This window comes from Yimella sp. cx-51 (assembly GCF_017654605.1).
In the GTDB taxonomy this organism is placed as follows: domain Bacteria; phylum Actinomycetota; class Actinomycetes; order Actinomycetales; family Dermatophilaceae; genus Yimella.
Genome location: NZ_CP072113.1, coordinates 2,666,550 through 2,683,244, shown reverse-complemented (window position 1 = coordinate 2,683,244; position 16,695 = coordinate 2,666,550). Strand labels below are relative to the sequence as shown.

At 67.0% G+C, this 16,695-nt stretch carries 17 protein-coding genes; 10 read left to right on the top strand and 7 right to left on the bottom strand.

Features of this window, described 5'->3' with window-relative positions; genetic code table 11:
• Nucleotides 1–85 precede the first annotated feature (85 nt).
• The 3 genes from J5M86_RS12820 to J5M86_RS12810 are packed head-to-tail and all read left to right on the top strand — an operon-like array spanning nucleotide 86 to nucleotide 2,073.
• Entirely contained in the window at nucleotides 86–442 is a 357-nt protein-coding gene (locus J5M86_RS12820) for a YciI family protein (protein WP_188059075.1), read from the top strand.
• Complete coding sequence (locus J5M86_RS12815; protein WP_188059076.1) at nucleotides 442–825, top strand: YciI family protein; 384 nt, start codon at nucleotides 442–444, stop codon at nucleotides 823–825. Before J5M86_RS12820 ends, J5M86_RS12815 begins: the two co-directional genes overlap by 1 nt.
• Entirely contained in the window at nucleotides 826–2,073 is a 1,248-nt protein-coding gene (locus J5M86_RS12810; protein ID WP_188059077.1) for an RNA polymerase sigma factor, read from the top strand.
• Here J5M86_RS12810 and J5M86_RS12805 read toward each other — a convergent pair.
• The gene (locus J5M86_RS12805; protein WP_188059078.1) at nucleotides 2,063–2,830 is read right to left on the bottom strand and encodes a maleylpyruvate isomerase N-terminal domain-containing protein; all 768 of its coding nucleotides are present in this window, start codon (nucleotides 2,828–2,830) and stop codon (nucleotides 2,063–2,065) included. The two genes, J5M86_RS12810 and J5M86_RS12805, sit on opposite strands and share 11 nt — an antisense overlap.
• Nucleotides 2,831–2,844: 14 nt before the next feature.
• Nucleotides 2,845–4,404, bottom strand: coding sequence for an alpha/beta fold hydrolase (locus J5M86_RS12800; protein WP_188059079.1), 1,560 nt, complete (start codon nucleotides 4,402–4,404; stop codon nucleotides 2,845–2,847).
• Nucleotides 4,405–4,590: 186 nt separating this feature from the next.
• On the opposite strand from J5M86_RS12800, the gene fbaA reads away from it, so the two are divergent.
• Together fbaA and J5M86_RS12790 are read left to right on the top strand one after the other, a co-directional pair.
• Nucleotides 4,591–5,616, top strand: coding sequence for a class II fructose-bisphosphate aldolase (fbaA, locus tag J5M86_RS12795; protein ID WP_188059080.1), 1,026 nt, complete (start codon nucleotides 4,591–4,593; stop codon nucleotides 5,614–5,616).
• Nucleotides 5,617–5,632: 16 nt separating this feature from the next.
• Nucleotides 5,633–6,040, top strand: a complete 408-nt coding sequence (locus tag J5M86_RS12790) for a DUF3151 domain-containing protein (RefSeq protein WP_188059081.1) — start codon at nucleotides 5,633–5,635, stop codon at nucleotides 6,038–6,040.
• A gap of 91 nt (nucleotides 6,041–6,131) precedes the next feature.
• Here the strand turns inward: J5M86_RS12790 and J5M86_RS12785 are convergent, their stop codons facing one another.
• Genes J5M86_RS12785 through J5M86_RS12775 form a run of 3 tightly spaced genes read right to left on the bottom strand, consistent with a single transcriptional unit; the run spans nucleotide 6,132 to nucleotide 8,943 of the window.
• Entirely contained in the window at nucleotides 6,132–7,241 is a 1,110-nt protein-coding gene (locus J5M86_RS12785) for a DUF2332 domain-containing protein (protein ID WP_188059082.1), read from the bottom strand.
• Between the two features lie 10 nt (nucleotides 7,242–7,251).
• Entirely contained in the window at nucleotides 7,252–8,223 is a 972-nt protein-coding gene (locus tag J5M86_RS12780; protein ID WP_208965031.1) for an NADPH:quinone oxidoreductase family protein, read from the bottom strand.
• 15 nt (nucleotides 8,224–8,238) lie between these two features.
• Nucleotides 8,239–8,943: a histidine phosphatase family protein gene (locus J5M86_RS12775; protein ID WP_188059083.1), complete on the bottom strand. Its 705-nt coding sequence runs from the start codon at nucleotides 8,941–8,943 to the stop codon at nucleotides 8,239–8,241.
• A 41-nt stretch (nucleotides 8,944–8,984) separates the two neighbouring features.
• Here J5M86_RS12775 and J5M86_RS12770 point away from each other — a divergent pair, with 41 nt between their 5' ends.
• Nucleotides 8,985–9,986, top strand: coding sequence for a helix-turn-helix domain-containing protein (locus J5M86_RS12770; protein WP_188059084.1), 1,002 nt, complete (start codon nucleotides 8,985–8,987; stop codon nucleotides 9,984–9,986).
• 121 nt (nucleotides 9,987–10,107) lie between these two features.
• Here J5M86_RS12770 and J5M86_RS12765 read toward each other — a convergent pair whose 3' ends face one another.
• Entirely contained in the window at nucleotides 10,108–10,929 is an 822-nt protein-coding gene (locus J5M86_RS12765) for a peptidoglycan DD-metalloendopeptidase family protein (RefSeq protein ID WP_188059085.1), read from the bottom strand.
• 35 nt (nucleotides 10,930–10,964) lie between these two features.
• Entirely contained in the window at nucleotides 10,965–11,750 is a 786-nt protein-coding gene (locus J5M86_RS12760) for an SH3 domain-containing protein (RefSeq protein WP_208965030.1), read from the bottom strand.
• A 285-nt stretch (nucleotides 11,751–12,035) separates the two neighbouring features.
• Here J5M86_RS12760 and J5M86_RS12755 point away from each other — a divergent pair, with 285 nt between their 5' ends.
• From J5M86_RS12755 to lysS, 4 genes are all read left to right on the top strand, one after another.
• Entirely contained in the window at nucleotides 12,036–13,019 is a 984-nt protein-coding gene (locus J5M86_RS12755; protein ID WP_188059086.1) for a hypothetical protein, read from the top strand.
• Between the two features lie 82 nt (nucleotides 13,020–13,101).
• Nucleotides 13,102–14,406, top strand: a complete 1,305-nt coding sequence (locus J5M86_RS12750) for an adenylosuccinate synthase (RefSeq protein WP_188059087.1) — start codon at nucleotides 13,102–13,104, stop codon at nucleotides 14,404–14,406.
• Nucleotide 14,407: 1 nt separating this feature from the next.
• The gene (locus J5M86_RS12745) at nucleotides 14,408–14,638 is read left to right on the top strand and encodes a hypothetical protein (RefSeq protein ID WP_208965029.1); all 231 of its coding nucleotides are present in this window, start codon (nucleotides 14,408–14,410) and stop codon (nucleotides 14,636–14,638) included.
• A 110-nt stretch (nucleotides 14,639–14,748) separates the two neighbouring features.
• Entirely contained in the window at nucleotides 14,749–16,521 is a 1,773-nt protein-coding gene (gene lysS, locus J5M86_RS12740) for a lysine--tRNA ligase (protein WP_188059089.1), read from the top strand.
• Nucleotides 16,522–16,695 lie beyond the last annotated feature (174 nt).

Below are 16,695 nucleotides of genomic sequence, written 5' to 3'. Positions count from 1 at the left end.
AAAAAGTTTGGCCGATCTGTCGATCTGAGCGTTTCCCGTTCGACATGGTGGTGTCAGGTTCGACACTCGATGGAGAGGACCACCCATGAGCAAGCGCTATCTCGTCCTGTTGCCCGCCCCGGAAGCGGAGTGGGACAAGTTGCCCCCCGAAGAACACGAGAAGGGCATGCGGGCCCACCGACTGTTCAGTGATCAGTTGGCCGAGGGTGGCCACAAGGAGGTGCTCTCCAGCCCGCTGCGACCCTCCGCGGAGGCGTTGTCGATGCGTCCTGACGGCTCGGGCGGCACGCTGGTCACCGACGGACCCTTCACCGAGTCGGTCGAGCAGATCGTCGGGTTCTACCTGATCGAGACCGACGACAAGGACGGCCTGATCGCCTGCTGCAAGCAGCTGTCCAGCACCGGTGATCTCATCGAGCTGCGTGAGCTGGGAGGTCACTGATGGCTGAGGGCACAAGTGCCGGATCGGCCGTCGTGAAGAAGTACTTCGTGCTCATCGCCTACGACGTGGAGGCGTGGGCGGCTGCGACCGACGAGCAGCGCTCTGCATGGCACGAAGACCACTCAGTGTTCCACCGGACGGTGGGAGAGCACTTGCTCTACGGCGAGGCGCTCGATGGTCCCGAGACGGCAACCACGTTGCGGCACGAGGGTGGTGAAGTGATGCTCACCGACGGGCCGTTTGCCGAGACGGTGGAGACGATCGGCGGCTTCTACGTCGTGCAGGCCGCCGATCTCGACCAGGTGAGCGGGTGGTGTGCGCTGTTGCCGGACTGCTACTCGCTGGAGATCCGGCCATGCATCGAGATCGATGTGCCGGTCTAGATGCTGCTGGAGCAACTGCTGCGCGACGAGTGGGGCCGGTTGCTGGCCCTGCTCGTTGCGCGCACCCAGCGCCTCGACCTCGCCGAGGATGCTCTCGCCGAAGCCTTCGAGGCCGCCGCGCGCACCTGGCCCGCCGACGGTGAACCCGACAATCCGCAGGGCTGGCTGATGGCCACTGCCAAGCGGCGCATCATCGACCGCCAGCGCGCCGAGGCGGTGGCCGCGCGGAAGGCACCGCTGTTGGCAGCCGATGTGGAGGCGACGTCCGACCCGACGGCTGATGTCGCAGAGCCGGACGCGCTCCTGCGGCTGGTCCTTCTTGCTGCGCACCCGGCTCTCTCGCCAGAGGCAGGCGCCGCGTTGACCTTGCGTCTCGTCATGGGTGTGTCGACCGCCGACATCGCCAAACTCTTTCTGGTCAGCGAGACGACAATGGCCGCACGGCTCACGCGCGCCCGCAAGAAGGTTGTCGCCGCAGGCATCCCGTTCGCGATTCCTGACGCACAAGTGCTCCCGCAGCGCCTCGACACGGTCGCGGAGGTGGCCTATCTCGCGTTCACCTCTGGGTACGCGCCAGGAAGTGGCCCAGACCTGGTGCGGGTCGAACTGGCCGGCGCGGCGATCCGGCTCGTGCGTCTGGTGCGATCGAGCAGCCTTGCAGCTAAACAACATTCGGCACTCACCGCACTGCTGGCACTCATGCTGTTGCAGCATTCCCGGCGCGACGCACGATCTGCGGACGACGGCACCCTGGTGCGCCTGCCCGAGCAGGACCGAGCCCTCTGGCGACGTGACGAGATGGCCGAAGCCTTTGCCCTCATCGACGCGATGGCGCCCGGGGGAGTCGCGCGGGTGTCGGGGGCGCTGTCGGCGTCCTACGTGTTGCAGGCGTTGATCGCCGCAGAGCACGCCCGAGTCGAACGCGCCGACGACACAGACTGGGGGGCGATCGCCGATCTCTACCGGCAACTCGAAGAACTCACCGGATCACCGGTGGTGCGCCTCAACCGTGCGGTGGCGGTCGCGGAAGCCGGTGACCCCGGTGCCGCGCTGGATCTGCTCGCGGGGCTGGACGAAGCCTTGCCGCGCAATCACCGGGTGCCTGCGGTGGCGGCCGATCTGTTGCTCCGTGCCGGCCGCGTCGAGGAAGCCCGGCAGCAGCTCCTGCAGGCGATCTCGTTGTGTGACAACGAGGTCGAGGCCGTCTATCTACGTGAGCGCCAGGAAGGGCTCGACCTCACCAGGTGACGGTGCTGCCGCTGCGCCAGAAGTCCCACTCGTCCGGCGCGGCCTCGTCGCTGCGGTTCCACAGCGTGAGGAAGCTCGCGCGCAGGTCGCCGGCCACGACGACATCGGACGCCGGCACCTCGGCGGCTGCCATCCGGCTGACTTTCGCGGGTTCGGTGCCGAGTTCGACCAGCCAGGCCAGCTCGCTGTCGACCGGAGTGACCGCCAGCCGCAGCGGCGCTTCCAGCCGCATGGTCGAGCGGCTGCGAGGCAGGAAACCGGTGAGCAGTTCGTCGATGCCGTCGGCGGCGATCTGTGAAGTGAGCCAGGGCAGGTCGTCGGTGGTGGGCCGGCGTCCGAGCTCGGTGCTCACCGCATCGATGGCGTGCACCGTCGTCTCGTGACACTGCCGTCGCGCCCAGAACTGCTTCGCCGGAGGGGCATCGCGCAGGAAGACCAGGGCGTCGACGTCGTCCGCTGCTGAGGTGAGGGTGGTGACGAACTCGATGGCGCCGTCGCGCAGCCATTCACCGCGGTCGGCTGCCCGGCGGCCTTCGCGTTCGGTCGCTTCCGGATCGAGCGTCCCGCCGCGCAGATTCATCGTCGCCCAGCGGTGCACCATGCCCTGGTGGGCGATCAGGTTGACCAACTTCCAGTCAGGACACGTCGGCACCGGGGTGTCGGGACCGAGCCGGTCGACGACATCCGCGAAAGCCAGCATGGCCACACGAAGCCCATTGAGATGGACGCTGATCGGCAGGTCTTCGCGAGTCTTCATGGGTTGATCATGCGTCAGTAGATCGACTTCACGTCGGTGCATGCCACATCGCGCGCCGGCAACTGCTTGGTCAGCAGGTAGTGGGTGCGGATCTTCACCGCGCACGCGCTGTCGTTCAGCAGGAGGTGTCCGATCCGATTGCCGGTCACCAGCCGTGAGCCGGGGGCATTCGCGTGTGCGATCCGGGCCGCCGTCACCGAGGTGGCCGGGTCATAGAGCGGGTTCATGAACAGGATCGGAGTAGCCGGGCGCACCTTGAACGAGCCGCGATAGGCCGAGTTGCCACTGGCGGGCCAGAGCGTGCACTGCGAGGTGTTCCACGTCCAGGCGGAGTTGAAACCCAAGGTGGCAGAGCGGGTGCCGATCGCGGCACGCCAGGTGGCCATGGGGTCGGTGGGATTGACCGAGTCGGAGCATATGACGGCGCTCTTGGCGGCGGGCACCGAATCACCGGGTGCGGCAGCAGCTGACCAGCCGAAACCCGGTCGCGTGGGCGGGGTGCGGCGAGGGGCGAGACCGGCGTCCGGCGGCAGCGGCTTGCCGGTGACTGTCAGATAGAGGTTGTGCACCTCGTCCAGGGCTTCCGGCACCGTCGATGGGTCGTACAGCGCATACAGCGTGCCGGTCACCAGGTCGGTCCACTGGTACTTGCGGCCCATCATGGTCACCGGACCGCGGTTGATCATCCGCTGCCAGACCGTGTGCCACTCGTTGACGCCGCCGACTGCGCTGCGGCACTTGGCCTTTCCGGCCTTGCTGCACTGCCGGTAGGCCTCCTTGACGGCAGCCCATGCACCCTCGCCGCTGTGGATGCGCCCGCCGACCGGAATAGCTCTCGCGGCTGGTCCGGCCGTCCACTCGCCGGCGTCCAGTACGCCGTCGAGCACCATCGCGCGCACTCGGCCGGGGAACATTGCCGCGTAGGTCTGGCCGAGCACCGTGCCGTACGAGAATCCGACGTAGGTCAGGTGCGGGTCGCCGATCAGGCCGCGCACGGCGTCCATGTCGCGGGCGACATCGGCGGTCGTCATGTGATCGAGCAATGGGCCGCCGGTCTTCTTGCAGGCGAGGCGCACCGCGTTGTCGTACTTCAGCTGACGACTGGCTTCGCCCACCGTCGCCGGGAAGGTTGGGTCGAGCGTAGGAGGAAGTGAGACACCTGCCGGTGTGGTGCACACCAGCGGGTTCGACCGACCGACGCCGCGTGGGTCGACCGCGATGATGTCGAAGCGGTCGGTGACGCTGCGTCCGAGCAGGGTCGCGAACGAGGCCGCCTTGGCGGTGGCCGACTCGCCCGGGCCGCCCGGGTTGACGAAGATCGCGCCAATTCGCTTGGACGGCAACGAGGCTCGGCGGCGTTCGACCGCAACGGTGGTGGTCGGCCCGTTGGGTCGCTTCCAGTCGAGCGGCACGCGCACCGTCGCGCACTGGTGAGCCTTGTTGTCGGTGCAGGTCGTCCAGGAGATGGCCGGAGCCGCAGCCGCAGCCTGGGCCGGCGAGGCCGAAGCGACAGCCGGCGCCATCGTCATGCCAAGAACGGCGGCGGTGATCGAGGCAACGAAGCGGCGGGACATCGGGCTCCAATTCGGGTTGGGCGGGAGGACTCGATCACGGGACGCCCCGGGTGGCGGCACGGTTGGTCCGCTCAGCGGACCGGGCGGCCCGCTGGGCGGACCCGAAGGCCACGATCGCGGTGATCGTGCCAGACTCGGGGCAGCAGGGCGAGACGCCGCGCTCGCCCGTGAGGACAGGGAGTGAACATGCCGATCGCAACACCTGAGGTCTACGCCGAGATGCTCGACCGCGCCAAGCGCGAGGGGTTCGCCTACCCGGCGATCAACGTGAGCAGCAGCCAGACGCTGAACGCCGCTCTCAAGGGCTTCGCGGACGCCGGCAGTGACGGCATCATCCAGGTGTCGACCGGAGGCGCGGAGTATCTCTCCGGCCCAGGCGTCAAGAACATGGTCACCGGCTCGCTGGCCTTTGCGGCCTACGCCCAGGAAGTCGCCAAGAAGTACGACGTCAACATCGCGTTGCACACCGACCACTGCCCCAAGGACAAGCTCGACGGCTTCGTGCGTCCTCTGCTCGCAGCCTCCACCGAGCGGGTCAAGCAGGGCGGCCTGCCCTACTTCCAGTCGCACATGTGGGACGGCTCGGCCGTGCCACTGGACGAAAACCTCGAGATCGCGCGCGAACTGCTCGACCTGTGCGCTGCGGCCAAGGTCGTCCTCGAGATCGAGGTCGGTGTCGTCGGCGGTGAGGAGGACGGCGTCGCCCACGAGATCAACGACAAGCTCTACTCCACTCCGGACGACGCCATCGCGACGGCCAAGGCGCTCGGCACCGGTGAGAACGGCTACTTCATGACCGCGCTGACCTTCGGCAATGTGCACGGCGTCTACAAGCCGGGCAACGTCAAGCTGCGTCCGGAGGTGTTGAAGGCGGCACAGGACGCGGTGCACACCGAGTTCAAGACCGCCGACGACAAGCCCTTCCACCTCGTCTTCCACGGTGGCTCCGGCTCCTCGGAGCAGGAGATCAAGGACGCTGTGTCGTACGGCGTGGTGAAGATGAACATCGACACCGACACCCAGTACGCCTTCACCCGCCCGGTCGCCGGATGGATGCTCGGCAACTACGAGGGCGTGCTGAAGATCGACGGCGAGGTCGGCAACAAGAAGCAGTACGACCCGCGCGCCTGGGGCAAGGCTGCCGAAGAGGGCATGGCCGCCCGCATCGTCGAGGCCTGCGAAGACCTCGGCTCCGCCGGCACCCACAAGTGATCGCGAGGAGGCTCGGATGACAGGCGAAAATCTGCTCGGCATCCCCGAGACCCTGCTGCCGGTCGATCCCGCGGCGGAGAAACTGGCACAAGGCGTCGATGCTCGGGACGTCGCCCGCGGCTACCCGGCATCGTCCCTGGTGTGGGCCACGCTCGCCGAGGACGCGCTGGCCGATGGCGAGGTGATCCAGGCGTACGCCTATGCACGCACCGGGTACCACCGTGGCCTCGACTCGCTGCGCCGCTCCGGCTGGCGGGGTCAGGGCCCGGTGCCGTGGGAACACGAGCCCAACCGTGGCTTCCTGCGCGCCCTGGCTGTGCTGGCCAAGGCCGCCGGCGAGATCGGCGAGGACGAAGAACATCGCCGCTGCGCCGACTTCCTGCGTGACTCCTCGGCGACGGGGGCTCGCGAACTCGGCTTGTAAGCCTCGTCCGCCGCGCACGACGCGCGGGGTCTCGGGAATGCTCGGCATCATGGCCAGGCGTTCTCGAAACCCCGCGCGTTTGTGCGTGCAGCTATGCCAGCCGGCTCGTGAACTCCACCCAGTTGCCGTGTGGGTGGACGCGTCCGAGCAGTTGCGGATCCAACTCCACCCCATCGCGCCAGCGCAGCAGGCCGACCTCGGTGCCGGTCAGCTGGTCATCGCCAGTCGCAGTCGACGTCGGGAGCCCAGGCATACAGCCGGGTGGCTCTGCCGTCACCCAACTGACCGCGCCGGGCCGTGACGCCAAGGTCTCCGCAATCGCCGAGCGGCGTTCCCGGGGGACGTAGGTGAGCGCCCACGAGGAGAAGACGACCAGGTGCGTCTGCGACCCTCGCCACTGGTCGATCGCGCGCGGGAGATCGTCGACCATGTCGCCCGCGATGAGGGTCGGCGGGTCGGTGCGCAGATGAGCCACGGCGGCGTCGAAACGGTCGATGCGGCCCGGAACTTCAGGCCACAAGCAGGCTCGCAGCCACTCCAGGTCGGCGACGTCTTCAGGCCCGATCGGGTTGGCGTCCAATCCGATGCGCCCCATGATCGGCGGGAGGTCGAGCTGGATCGGGGCGCCGTGATTGTCAGCAGTGCATCGCACGATCGCGTCGACCAGCCCGGCCTGCTGATCGCCCACGCTCACCGAATAGTGATCGATACCGAGCAGGAAGCCCGCGCTGGCACCGAGTTCGACGAGGGTGATCGGGGTGTCCGGGAGGTCTGCGCAGGCGGCGGCCACCATTGCCCGGACGTAGGTTGCGCGGTTGACCTCGTTGGTCTGGGTGGTGCGTGACGACACGGTCTCGGTCAGTTCGTCGCGGTGTTCGTCGAGTGCAGCGCTGATTTCCGGCCAGGCATCCTCGACCGGGCGATCCGCGGGGTGGTTGGCGAACCATCGGGCAGCCGGCAGGTCAGGGTGCTTCATCGACAACAGGTGCAGTGCGCTCAGCAACAGCACCGGCCTTGCCTGACCCGGAGCGGCATGGCGCAGGATCGACACCGCTCGTTCGTCGTCCGCCATTCGAGTAGCCAACGAGGCGTAGGTCGGCACCTCCGGGTGAGCGGCGGCGAATTCGCGGAATCGTCGCTGAATCACGTCGGTGGAGTCGGGCTCTTCCCGTCCGGGCACAGCTGAGTTCGGTTGCTGCATAAGGGTGCTCCTATTCAGGGCGCAGTTCGAGCAGCACCTTGCCGGTCGCCCGGCGCTCCTCGATGTCGCGCAACGCTTCGGTGATCTCCTCCAGCGGCCGGACGACGCCGACCGGCGGCTTGATGCCGGCGGGGAAGAGCTCCATGAGTTCGTCCCACTGCGGGCGCACCACTTGCGGGCGTGGCATCCAGAAGGCGCCCCAGCCCACACCGCGCACGTCGACGTTGTTCAACAGCAGCCGGTTGACCTTCACGGTCGGGATCTCGCCGCCGGTGAACCCGATCACCAGCAGGCGACCGAGCGTGGCGAGGCTGCGGAGGGAATCGGTGAAGCGGTCGCCGCCCACCGGGTCGAGCACGACGTCGACCCCCTTGCCGGAGGTGAGTTCTTTGACGGCGTCCTTGAAGCCGTCGGCCAGTACGACGTCCTGGGCGCCGGCCGCGCGGGCGACCTGCGCCTTTTCGTCGGTGGAGACGACCGCGATGGCGCGCGCGCCGGCAGCCTGGGCGATCTGCACGGCGGCTGTGCCGATGCCTCCCGCAGCCCCGTGCACCAGCACCGTTTCGCCGGCCTTCAAACCACCACGGTGCAGGAGCGCGAACAAGCACGTGAGGTAGTTCATCGGGATGGCCGCGGCATCGGGCAGGCTGATCGAATCAGGCAACGGGAGGGTGAATGCCGTTGGCACACTGACCTGTTCGGCGAAACCGCCGAAGCCGGGGAAGGCTGCGACGCGTTGCCCAGCGGTGAACTCGGAACCCTCCGGAGCCGACACCACGACACCGCTGATCTCGGCTCCGGGCACGTACGGCGTCGGCGGCTGGATCTGGTACTCGCCCTTGCTCTGCAGCACGTCGGGGAAGGAGACCCCGGCGTAGTGGACATCGATCAGCACGTTGTCCGCGCCGTGCGCGGGCGCATCGATCTCGACGACCGCCGCGTCATCGGGGCCGGCGGTGGAGGTGAAGTGGATTGCGCGCACGGTGTGTTCTCCTGGTCAGCGATAGGTGATCAAGGATCGGTCGATCTCGAGATGGCTGTGATCGTTGTAGCTCAGCATGGTCGGGGAGGGGCGGCGTCCGGGCAAGAACTTGCTGATGCCGGTGTTCACACAGACTTCATTGAGCCTGCTCCAAGCGCTCGCCAGTTCAGGTGTCACCTCGGACGTGCCGAGGGTTGACAGCGCCGCCAGCACGGCAACCGCGCCGCCCGAGGTTGAAACCAACGTGGTGCCCGGGCGCTCCGCTAGTTCGACCGCGGCTTGCTGCACCCTTGCGACGAAGGCCGGGAAGGACTCCGGGTATTCGTCGTCGTGCTGGCCGTCGATCCAGCGTTGCACTGCGACGAGGAACAGTTCCTGGAAGGTCTTGGCCGGATTCGGCTGTGCCGCAAGCTTTTCCAACATCGCCGGGCGGTCGGCATAGTCGGGATGGGCCGCGAGGAGCATGTGATCGTGGTCGAACTCGTTCCACCGTGCATCCGTCTCGACCGAGCTTGTCCACCGGCTGCCGCGCAGGATGGCGTCGGTGGTCTGCGCGTGTCTACGCATACCGCCTTGCACGATGAGATCGGGCGGTGCGATGCGGGTGCCGAGTGCCGCTCCGGTGATTGTCGACTGACGCTCGCCGAGGTCGGACAACTGGTCGTAATCGGCACCGGTGATGGACGCCTGGCCGTGGCGCACCACGATGAGCAGACCCATGGGCGGCAGACCTCCTGAGCGGTGGCGACGTGGCTGCCGTCATGTCTATCACCGCGCACCCACGTGATTGGATCGAACCCATGGACGGACGACTGGCCGTGCTCGGCGTCGAATCGCCGGGTGAACTGCTCTATCGCCACGTGCTGCGTTCGCCCGGTCAGGCCATCGGCACCTACATCGCCGAACTCGCCCTGGCCGACACCGAAGGTGAGGCAGCCATCCGCCAACTGCGTGCACACCGGTTGGTGCGGGTGTCGGACGACGGTCGGGTGACGGCCGATCATCCGCGAGCAGCGCTGGAACGAGTGGTGAGCATTGAGGAGGCCCGCGTGGCCACCCGCCGCCAGGATCTCGCGCGACTGCGCGACTCGATCGACCAGTTCGCCACCGATTACCGCGTCGGACAAGAACTCTCGTCGAGCACGCCACCGCCGCGCGAGCGCGTCGACCCGACGGTGCTCACCTCGATGCACGAGCAACTGGCTGCCTCGAGCATGGGGCTGATCCGGCGGGCTCGCACCTCGGCACTCAGCACAGCTCCCCGCGAATTCCCAACCACCACAGCACAACTCGAGGCTGGCCGCGAGGTGCGGAGTCTGTACGTCGCAGCCGGTGTCGACGCCGCGATCGAGGTGCTGCAGGAGTGGCGCGACCTGGGCGAGGTGCAGCGCGTCGTCCAGAGCGTGCCGTCCGACTTCGTGTGTTTCGGGCAGGACGCCGCTCTCGCCACCACGCAATGGGGGCGGGACGACGGTGACTGGGTGGTGCTGCGTGATCCGATGGTGGTCGCTGCGTTCATCGAACTCTTCGACCGGCTGTGGTCGACCGCTGCTCCTGCTCCGGAGGGCTCGGACACCGACGACCTGCTCGGGTTGATGCGGCAGGGCCTGAAGGATGAAGCCATCGCCCGCGTGCTCGGGGTGTCACTGCGAACGGTCCGCCGGCGGATCGCTGCTCTCATGGAGGGCTACGGCGTCGAGACCCGTTTCCAGTTGGCGCTCAAACTGTCGGACGGCCCCGACCGCGAACTCCACGAGCGCTGAACGCCCGCAGACGCGGTTCGCCCCGGGCGCCTGGTCGGCGTCCGGGGCGAATCACGGTTCACACAGGGTTCACATGCGGGTGGGAGTGATCACTTCCTTCACTGGTTGATCGATCGCCGCGTCAGCAGCTGTTGCGGCTCTTCATGTTGTGTTGCACCTCGTCCTGCGGCACGAGCTTGCCGTTGAACCGGATGCGCTGGTTCTTGCCGTTCAGCTTCTGCTCGAAGTGCAGGTGCGGACTCAGTGCACCCCGGACGCTCGTGCCTCCGACCGTGCCGATCTTGGATCCCCAACCGACGCGGTCCCCGACCTTGACCGATCGTGTCTGCAGGTGGGCGTACAGCGTGGTCCAGCCGCCACCGTGGTCGACCACGACGTAGTGCCCGTATCCAGACGTTGTGGAGTAGTGCGAGGTGATGACCTTGCCCGGCTTGGACGTGATCACTTTGTCGCCCAGATCCCCAGGACGGTTCAGATCGGTGGCGTAGCGCGGGCTGTGGTTGCTGCGGGTCCAACTGCTCCAGACCTGGCCACACGGGAAGGGCATCTGGAAGGCGCCCTTCACCGGCGTGGCGTTGCCCGGATTGGACGGTTTGCCGTCACCGCACAGTGGTGCGACGCGTCCGTCGGAGCCGGTGTAGATGTAGGCGTCGGAGACCCAGCGGCCGTTGTCGATCTTGTTCCACCAGGTGGAGGTGCCGTAGGTGCCCTTGACGGCCGGGCCGCGGGTCTGGCACTTGATGTCGACCTTGGTGCCCTTGGCGAGCTTGCCGACGGAGGAGTAGTGGGTGCCGGGGCCGGAGCGGACGGTCAGTGGTGAGGAGGCGGTGTTGACCTTGCCGGGTGCGGCGTCACTTTGGCTGGCGCCGACGCCGACGGCTCCTCCGGCGACGACGGCGAGTGCCGAGACCGACAGTGCGATGTTGCGAGTCTGCTTCTTCATGACTGTTCCTGCCTTTCGAATCGGTGGATCGCCGCTCAGTGCTGCTGCGGAGCCTTGACGGAGATGTGGAGGTGGTCGTAGTGGCCGTAGGTGGCGCCCGACTTGCCCTGGTAGCGCCATCCCTCGCTGGCCCGGTCGATGTTCCAGATCTTGTTCTGCCAGATGACGTACTGGACATCGAGCTTGCCGGCGTACTTCTTCAGCCAGGCAGCAGCGGTGTTGCCCTCGCGCAGGTCTGCACCGGAGGCGTAGACACCGAACTTGCCGGGGAAGCAGTCGAGAGCGTTACCGCTGTTGTGGTCGCTCACCTGGCCCGGGCGGTAGGCGCTGGCGTCGCAGCGGATGCCGGGGAAGGCCTTCTGCATCTCGGCGCGGACGAACTTGGCGCGAGCGGTCAGCTTCGGTGCGCGAGTCATCTGGCCGGGGTGCGGGTTGGTGCGCGGTGCATCGGGCATCCCGTTGCTCGGCGGCTTCGGCTTGTCACACAGCGGAGCCACGCGTCCGTCGGAGCCGGTGTAGATGTAGGCGTCGGAGACCCAGCGGCCGTTGTCGATCTTGTTCCACCAGGTGGAGGTGCCGTAGGTGCCCTTGACGGCCGGGCCGCGGGTCTGGCACTTGATGTCGACCTTGGTGCCCTTGGCGAGCTTGCCGACGGAGGAGTAGTGGGTGCCAGGGCCGGAGCGGACGGTCAGTGGTGAGGAGGCGGTGTTGACCTTGCCGGGTGCGGCGTCACTCTGGCTGGCGCCGACGCCGACGGCTCCTCCTGCGACGACGGCGAGTGCCGAGACCGACAGTGCGATGTTGCGAGTCTGCTTCTTCATCGTGCTTCTCCTTGAGTGATGACCGACGCATCCGGTGCGCATCGGGTCTGTGTCGGGTCGACCACGACCAGGTGGGCGACCCGCTGGCTTCGGCTCCTGAAGGCTCAGGTCGTCAGCCACGAACACCAGCTACGACCGCTGTCAGGCACTGTCAGACACCACGTCAGAGGGAGCGGAATACGGGCTCCTGACGTCATACGACCGTTGCCAGATGCGAGCAGACGTGAGGAAAGTGACAGAACAGTGACGAACACCCGCCCCCAGCCACAGCCAGATCGGCGGTCCGTGGTCGAGGCCTTCGCACAGACGCTGTCCGACATCCGTCAGGCAGCCGGGCAGCCTTCGTTCCGTCAGATGGCCCAGGCGTCAGGCTGTATTTCCCACGCAACGCTGCACGAAGCCACTCGAGGCAAGCGCCTGCCGACCTGGGAGACCACCGAGCAGTTCCTCATCGCATGCTCCGCTGACCCCGTTTCCTGGCGTGACGAATGGCAGCGGGCCGACCGATTGATCAACCGCCGTGTCGCTGCGGTGCCGGTGAAGCGTGCCGAGCCGGATCCGACTACATCCAACGAGCAGCTGGACTCTGCGCAGCGCAGCACCGAACCGATGCCGGTCGGCGTCCGCATGCGTCATGTCGCCCAGCGTCCCGGCTCGACGAAGGCTGTGCTCTCCGCGGTGCTTGCTGCCGTCCTGCTGCTCGCCACGGGATATGCGCTCGCGTTGTGGACCCGTCCGAACACTTCGGCGGCGACGCCAACCGCCCCGCAGAATTCGGAGGCTCCGATGGCGGCCGAGGTGGAGGGTGTCGCGAAGGGCGGTGCACCTGCCCAGGTTTCGCGTTCGCAGGAGCGCACGGTGGGCTCGGTGCACTGTGCGAAGGAGGGTGAGCCGTCCGTCCGCGAATTCAGCTCAGCTGCCGGGCACGGGTTGAAGTACCAGGACGCTGAGCCTCGGCGACTGTGCAGCACGGTGGCTGCGAGGAGCAACGTGCGGATGGAGTTCGCCCTCAAGAACACCGGCAGTCACGTCATGGCCGGGTGGAAGTTGCACCTCGTGCGCTCGACGGGTAATTGCCTACAGGACGGCGACCGGGTCGCGCCGATACTCGGCACCGTGAAGCCCGGCGGCACGTACACCCTTGCCCTCACTTTCACTGCGCCCGATCATCCAGGGGAGTGCAGCGCTGAGTACGAGCCGCGGGACGCCAGCGGCAAGCGGGTGTTCGCGGAGGGTTCGAACGTTCCGTTCGCCGTCGTGGTCGAGTGACGAACGCTCGCCGGTATCGTTGATGCTTGCGGGTCGGTCGCTCTGGTCGGCCTCGTCCGCGACATCAGGAGTCAGACCAGTCATGCCAGCGATCGTGCTCGTCGGGGCCCAGTGGGGCGATGAAGGCAAGGGCAAAGCAACCGACCTCTTGGGCAGCCGCATCGACTACGTGGTGAAGTTCAACGGCGGTAACAACGCCGGGCACACCGTCGTCATCGAGCAGCCCGACGGAAGCCGCGAGAAGTACGCGCTCCACCTTCTGCCCAGCGGCATCCTCACCGAGGGCGTCACCCCGGTGATCGCCAACGGCGTCGTCGTCGACCTCGGGGTGCTCTTCCAGGAGATCGACGGCCTGAACGAGCGGGGCATCGACACCTCCCGGCTGCAGATCAGCGGCAACGCTCACGTGATCCCCAGCTACAACAAGGTGCTCGACAAGGTCACCGAGCGGTTCCTTGGTTCGCGCAAGATCGGCACCACCGGTCGCGGCATCGGCCCGACCTACGCCGACAAGATGAACCGCATCGGTATCCGCGTCCAAGACCTCTTCGACGACTCGATCCTGCGGCAGAAGGTCGAAGCGGCGCTCGAGGTCAAGAACGAGATGCTCGTCAAGCGTTACAACCGCCGCGCGATCAGCGTCGACGAAGTGATGGACGACCTCGTGCAGTACCGCGACCGTCTGCGTCCGATGGTGGTCGACTCATCGCTGGAACTGTGCAAGGCCCTCGACCGCGGCGACGTCGTGCTCTGTGAAGCGGGTCAGGCGACTCTGCTGGACGTCGACCACGGCACCTACCCCTATGTCACTTCCTCCAATGCCATCTCCGCGGGCGCATGCACCGGCGCCGGCATCCCGCCCACCCGGATCGACCGCGTCATCGCGATCCTCAAGGCCTACACGACCCGCGTCGGTGAGGGCCCGTTCCCGACCGAACTGCTGGACGACAAGGGTGAGTTCCTGCGCAAGCAGGGTGCGGAGTTCGGCACCACCACCGGACGTCCGCGCCGCTGCGGCTGGGTCGACACCGTCATCGGCCGCTACGCCACCCGCATCAACGGCGTGACCGACTTCGTGCTCACCAAGCTCGACGTGCTCACCGGCCTGGAGACCGTGCCGGTGTGTGTCGCCTACGACGTCGACGGCGAGCGCTTCGACGAGATGCCCATGAGCCAGTCCGACTTCCACCACGCGCAGCCCATCTACCAAGAGCTGCCCGGGTGGTTCGAGGACATCTCCGGCTGCCGCACCTGGGAAGAACTGCCGCAGAACTGCCGCGATTACGTGGAATTCGTCGAGCAGCAGGTCGGCGCCCGCATCTCGGTGATCGGCGTCGGCCCGGGCCGTGACGAGGTCATCGTCCGGCACGACCTGCTGAGCGACTGAGGTGTTGGCCGAGACCGCCCGCAACACTCCTGGGTGGTTCGTCGTCCTGATATGGACGCTGAGCCTCACCACGCTCGGGGCTGCGGGCTGGGCGCTGCTCGCGGCCTGGCGGCGGCGCCACGAACACCCCACCGAAGGCCGTCGCGCGCAAGCGAGTTGTCTGGCGGTCTTCGCCGTCCCCACGCTCTTGATGGGTCTGTTCTTCCTGTCGTGGGCCATCGGCATCAGCTGATCTGTCGTGTCGACAGCTGGGTCGGATGCCTGGACGAATCGGTGACGCAAGACACCGACAGGAAGTAGTCACCGGCGGAGGATTTGCGTCCGCCCATAAACTTGCTTCTCGTGACTGAGCAGCAGCTTGACGACTGGGTGTCCCGACTCGCCGACGAAGTGATCGAGGACGCGCGAAAGCGCGACACCAAGGTGGTCTGCGCCTCCGGAATCTCGCCCTCCGGGCCCATCCATCTGGGCAACCTGCGCGAAGTCATGACCCCGCACCTCGTTGCCGACGAGGTGCGCCGCCGCGGCATCGAATGCGAACACCTCATCAGTTGGGACGACTACGACCGTTTCCGCAAGGTGCCCAACGGCATTGCGGGAGTAGACAGCTCGTGGGCTGAGCACATCGGCAAGCCGCTGACTGCCGTCCCTGCTCCGCCCGGATCCACCTCCGAGTCGTGGGCCGCGCACTTCCGCGAGCAATGCGAGCGCTCGTTGGCTCAACTCGGGGTCACCTACCGCAGCATCAGCCAGACGGATCAGTACACCGCCGGCGCGTACGTCGACCAGATCCTGTTCGCGATGGAGCACCGCGACCAGATCGACAAGGTGCTCGACCAGTACCGCACCCTGCCCGCCGCAGATCAGCAGCAGCCCAAGGGTCAGCAGAAGCTCGACGAAGACCAAGCCGCCGCTGCAGCCGAGGCGGCCGAGGGTTCGGGCGCAGCCTCCGAGGACGACGGTTCGGCGGGGAAGGAGTACTACCCGTACAAGCCCTTCTGCACGGTGTGCAACAAGGACTTCACGACCGTCACTGCCTACGACCCGGAGACGACGCAGCTTTCGTACGACTGCGGTGCCTGCGGTCACACCGAGACCGTTGAGTTGCGCACCTTCAACCACGGCAAGCTGGTGTGGAAGGTCGACTGGCCGATGCGTTGGGCCTACGAAAAGGTGCTCTTCGAGCCCTCCGGCGTCGATCACCAGTCGCCCGGCTCGTCCTACGTCGTCGGTAAGGAGCTCGCCCCGCTGTTCGGGTGGGAGCGTCCGATCGGGCCGATGTACGCCTTCGTCGGCATCAAGGGCATGGCCAAGATGAGCTCATCCAAGGGTGGCGTGCCGGTGGCCGAAGACGCCCTGCAGATCATGGAGCCGGCGTTGCTGCGTTGGCTCTACGCCCGCCGCAAGCCCAACCAGGCCTTCGACGTCGCCTTCGACGCCGAGATCCAGCGCATGTACGACGAGTGGGATGCGTTGAGCCGCAAGGTCGCCGACGGCAAGGGCCAGGCAGGCGACATCGCCTCCTACACCCGTGCGTCGAGCACCGCCGCTGGCGAACTGCCGTCCACCCCATACCCGGTGGCCTATCGCACCCTGGCATCCATCGTTGACATCACCACCGGCGACGAAGACCAGACCCTGCGGATCGTCGGCCAGCTCGACCCCGACAACCCGCCCGCGTCGCTTGATACGCTGCGTCCGCGGCTCACCTGCGTCGAACACTGGGTGGCGACGCGCATGGCGGACGAGGACAAGACCATCGTCCGCGAGATTCCGGACGCCGCCGGCTTGGCAGCTGCTGACCAGGACGCGTTGCGAATGCTGGTGGACGGCAACGGTGCTGACCTCGCCAAGATCGAGGACGTCTGGACCTTGGACGGTCTGACCCACCAGATCTACGGCGTGCCGAAGGTGATGCAGGGCAAGAGCGCCGACTTCCGTCCCGACCGGAAGGCCGAACCTGAGCTGGCTGCGTCACTCGGCGCTGCTCAGCGCGAGTTCTTCAAGCAGGTCTACAACCTGCTCATCGGTAAGGACACCGGTCCGCGTCTGCCCACGCTGCTCCTGGCCGTCGGTCCGGAGAAGGTGCGGGAACTGCTCACCCCCGCCGGCTGAGTTGCTCAGTCGCGTTCGGCGGAGCGTTCGCGCTCGTGTGATTGGTCGCGCTCTCGCTCCGCCGTGCCCCACTTGGTCGACGGCTACGTTGGTAGCGGTCGTTGGGTCGGCGGGTGGTTCAGTCGCGTTCGGCGGAGCGTTCGCGCTCGTGTGATTGGTCGCGCTCTCGCTCCG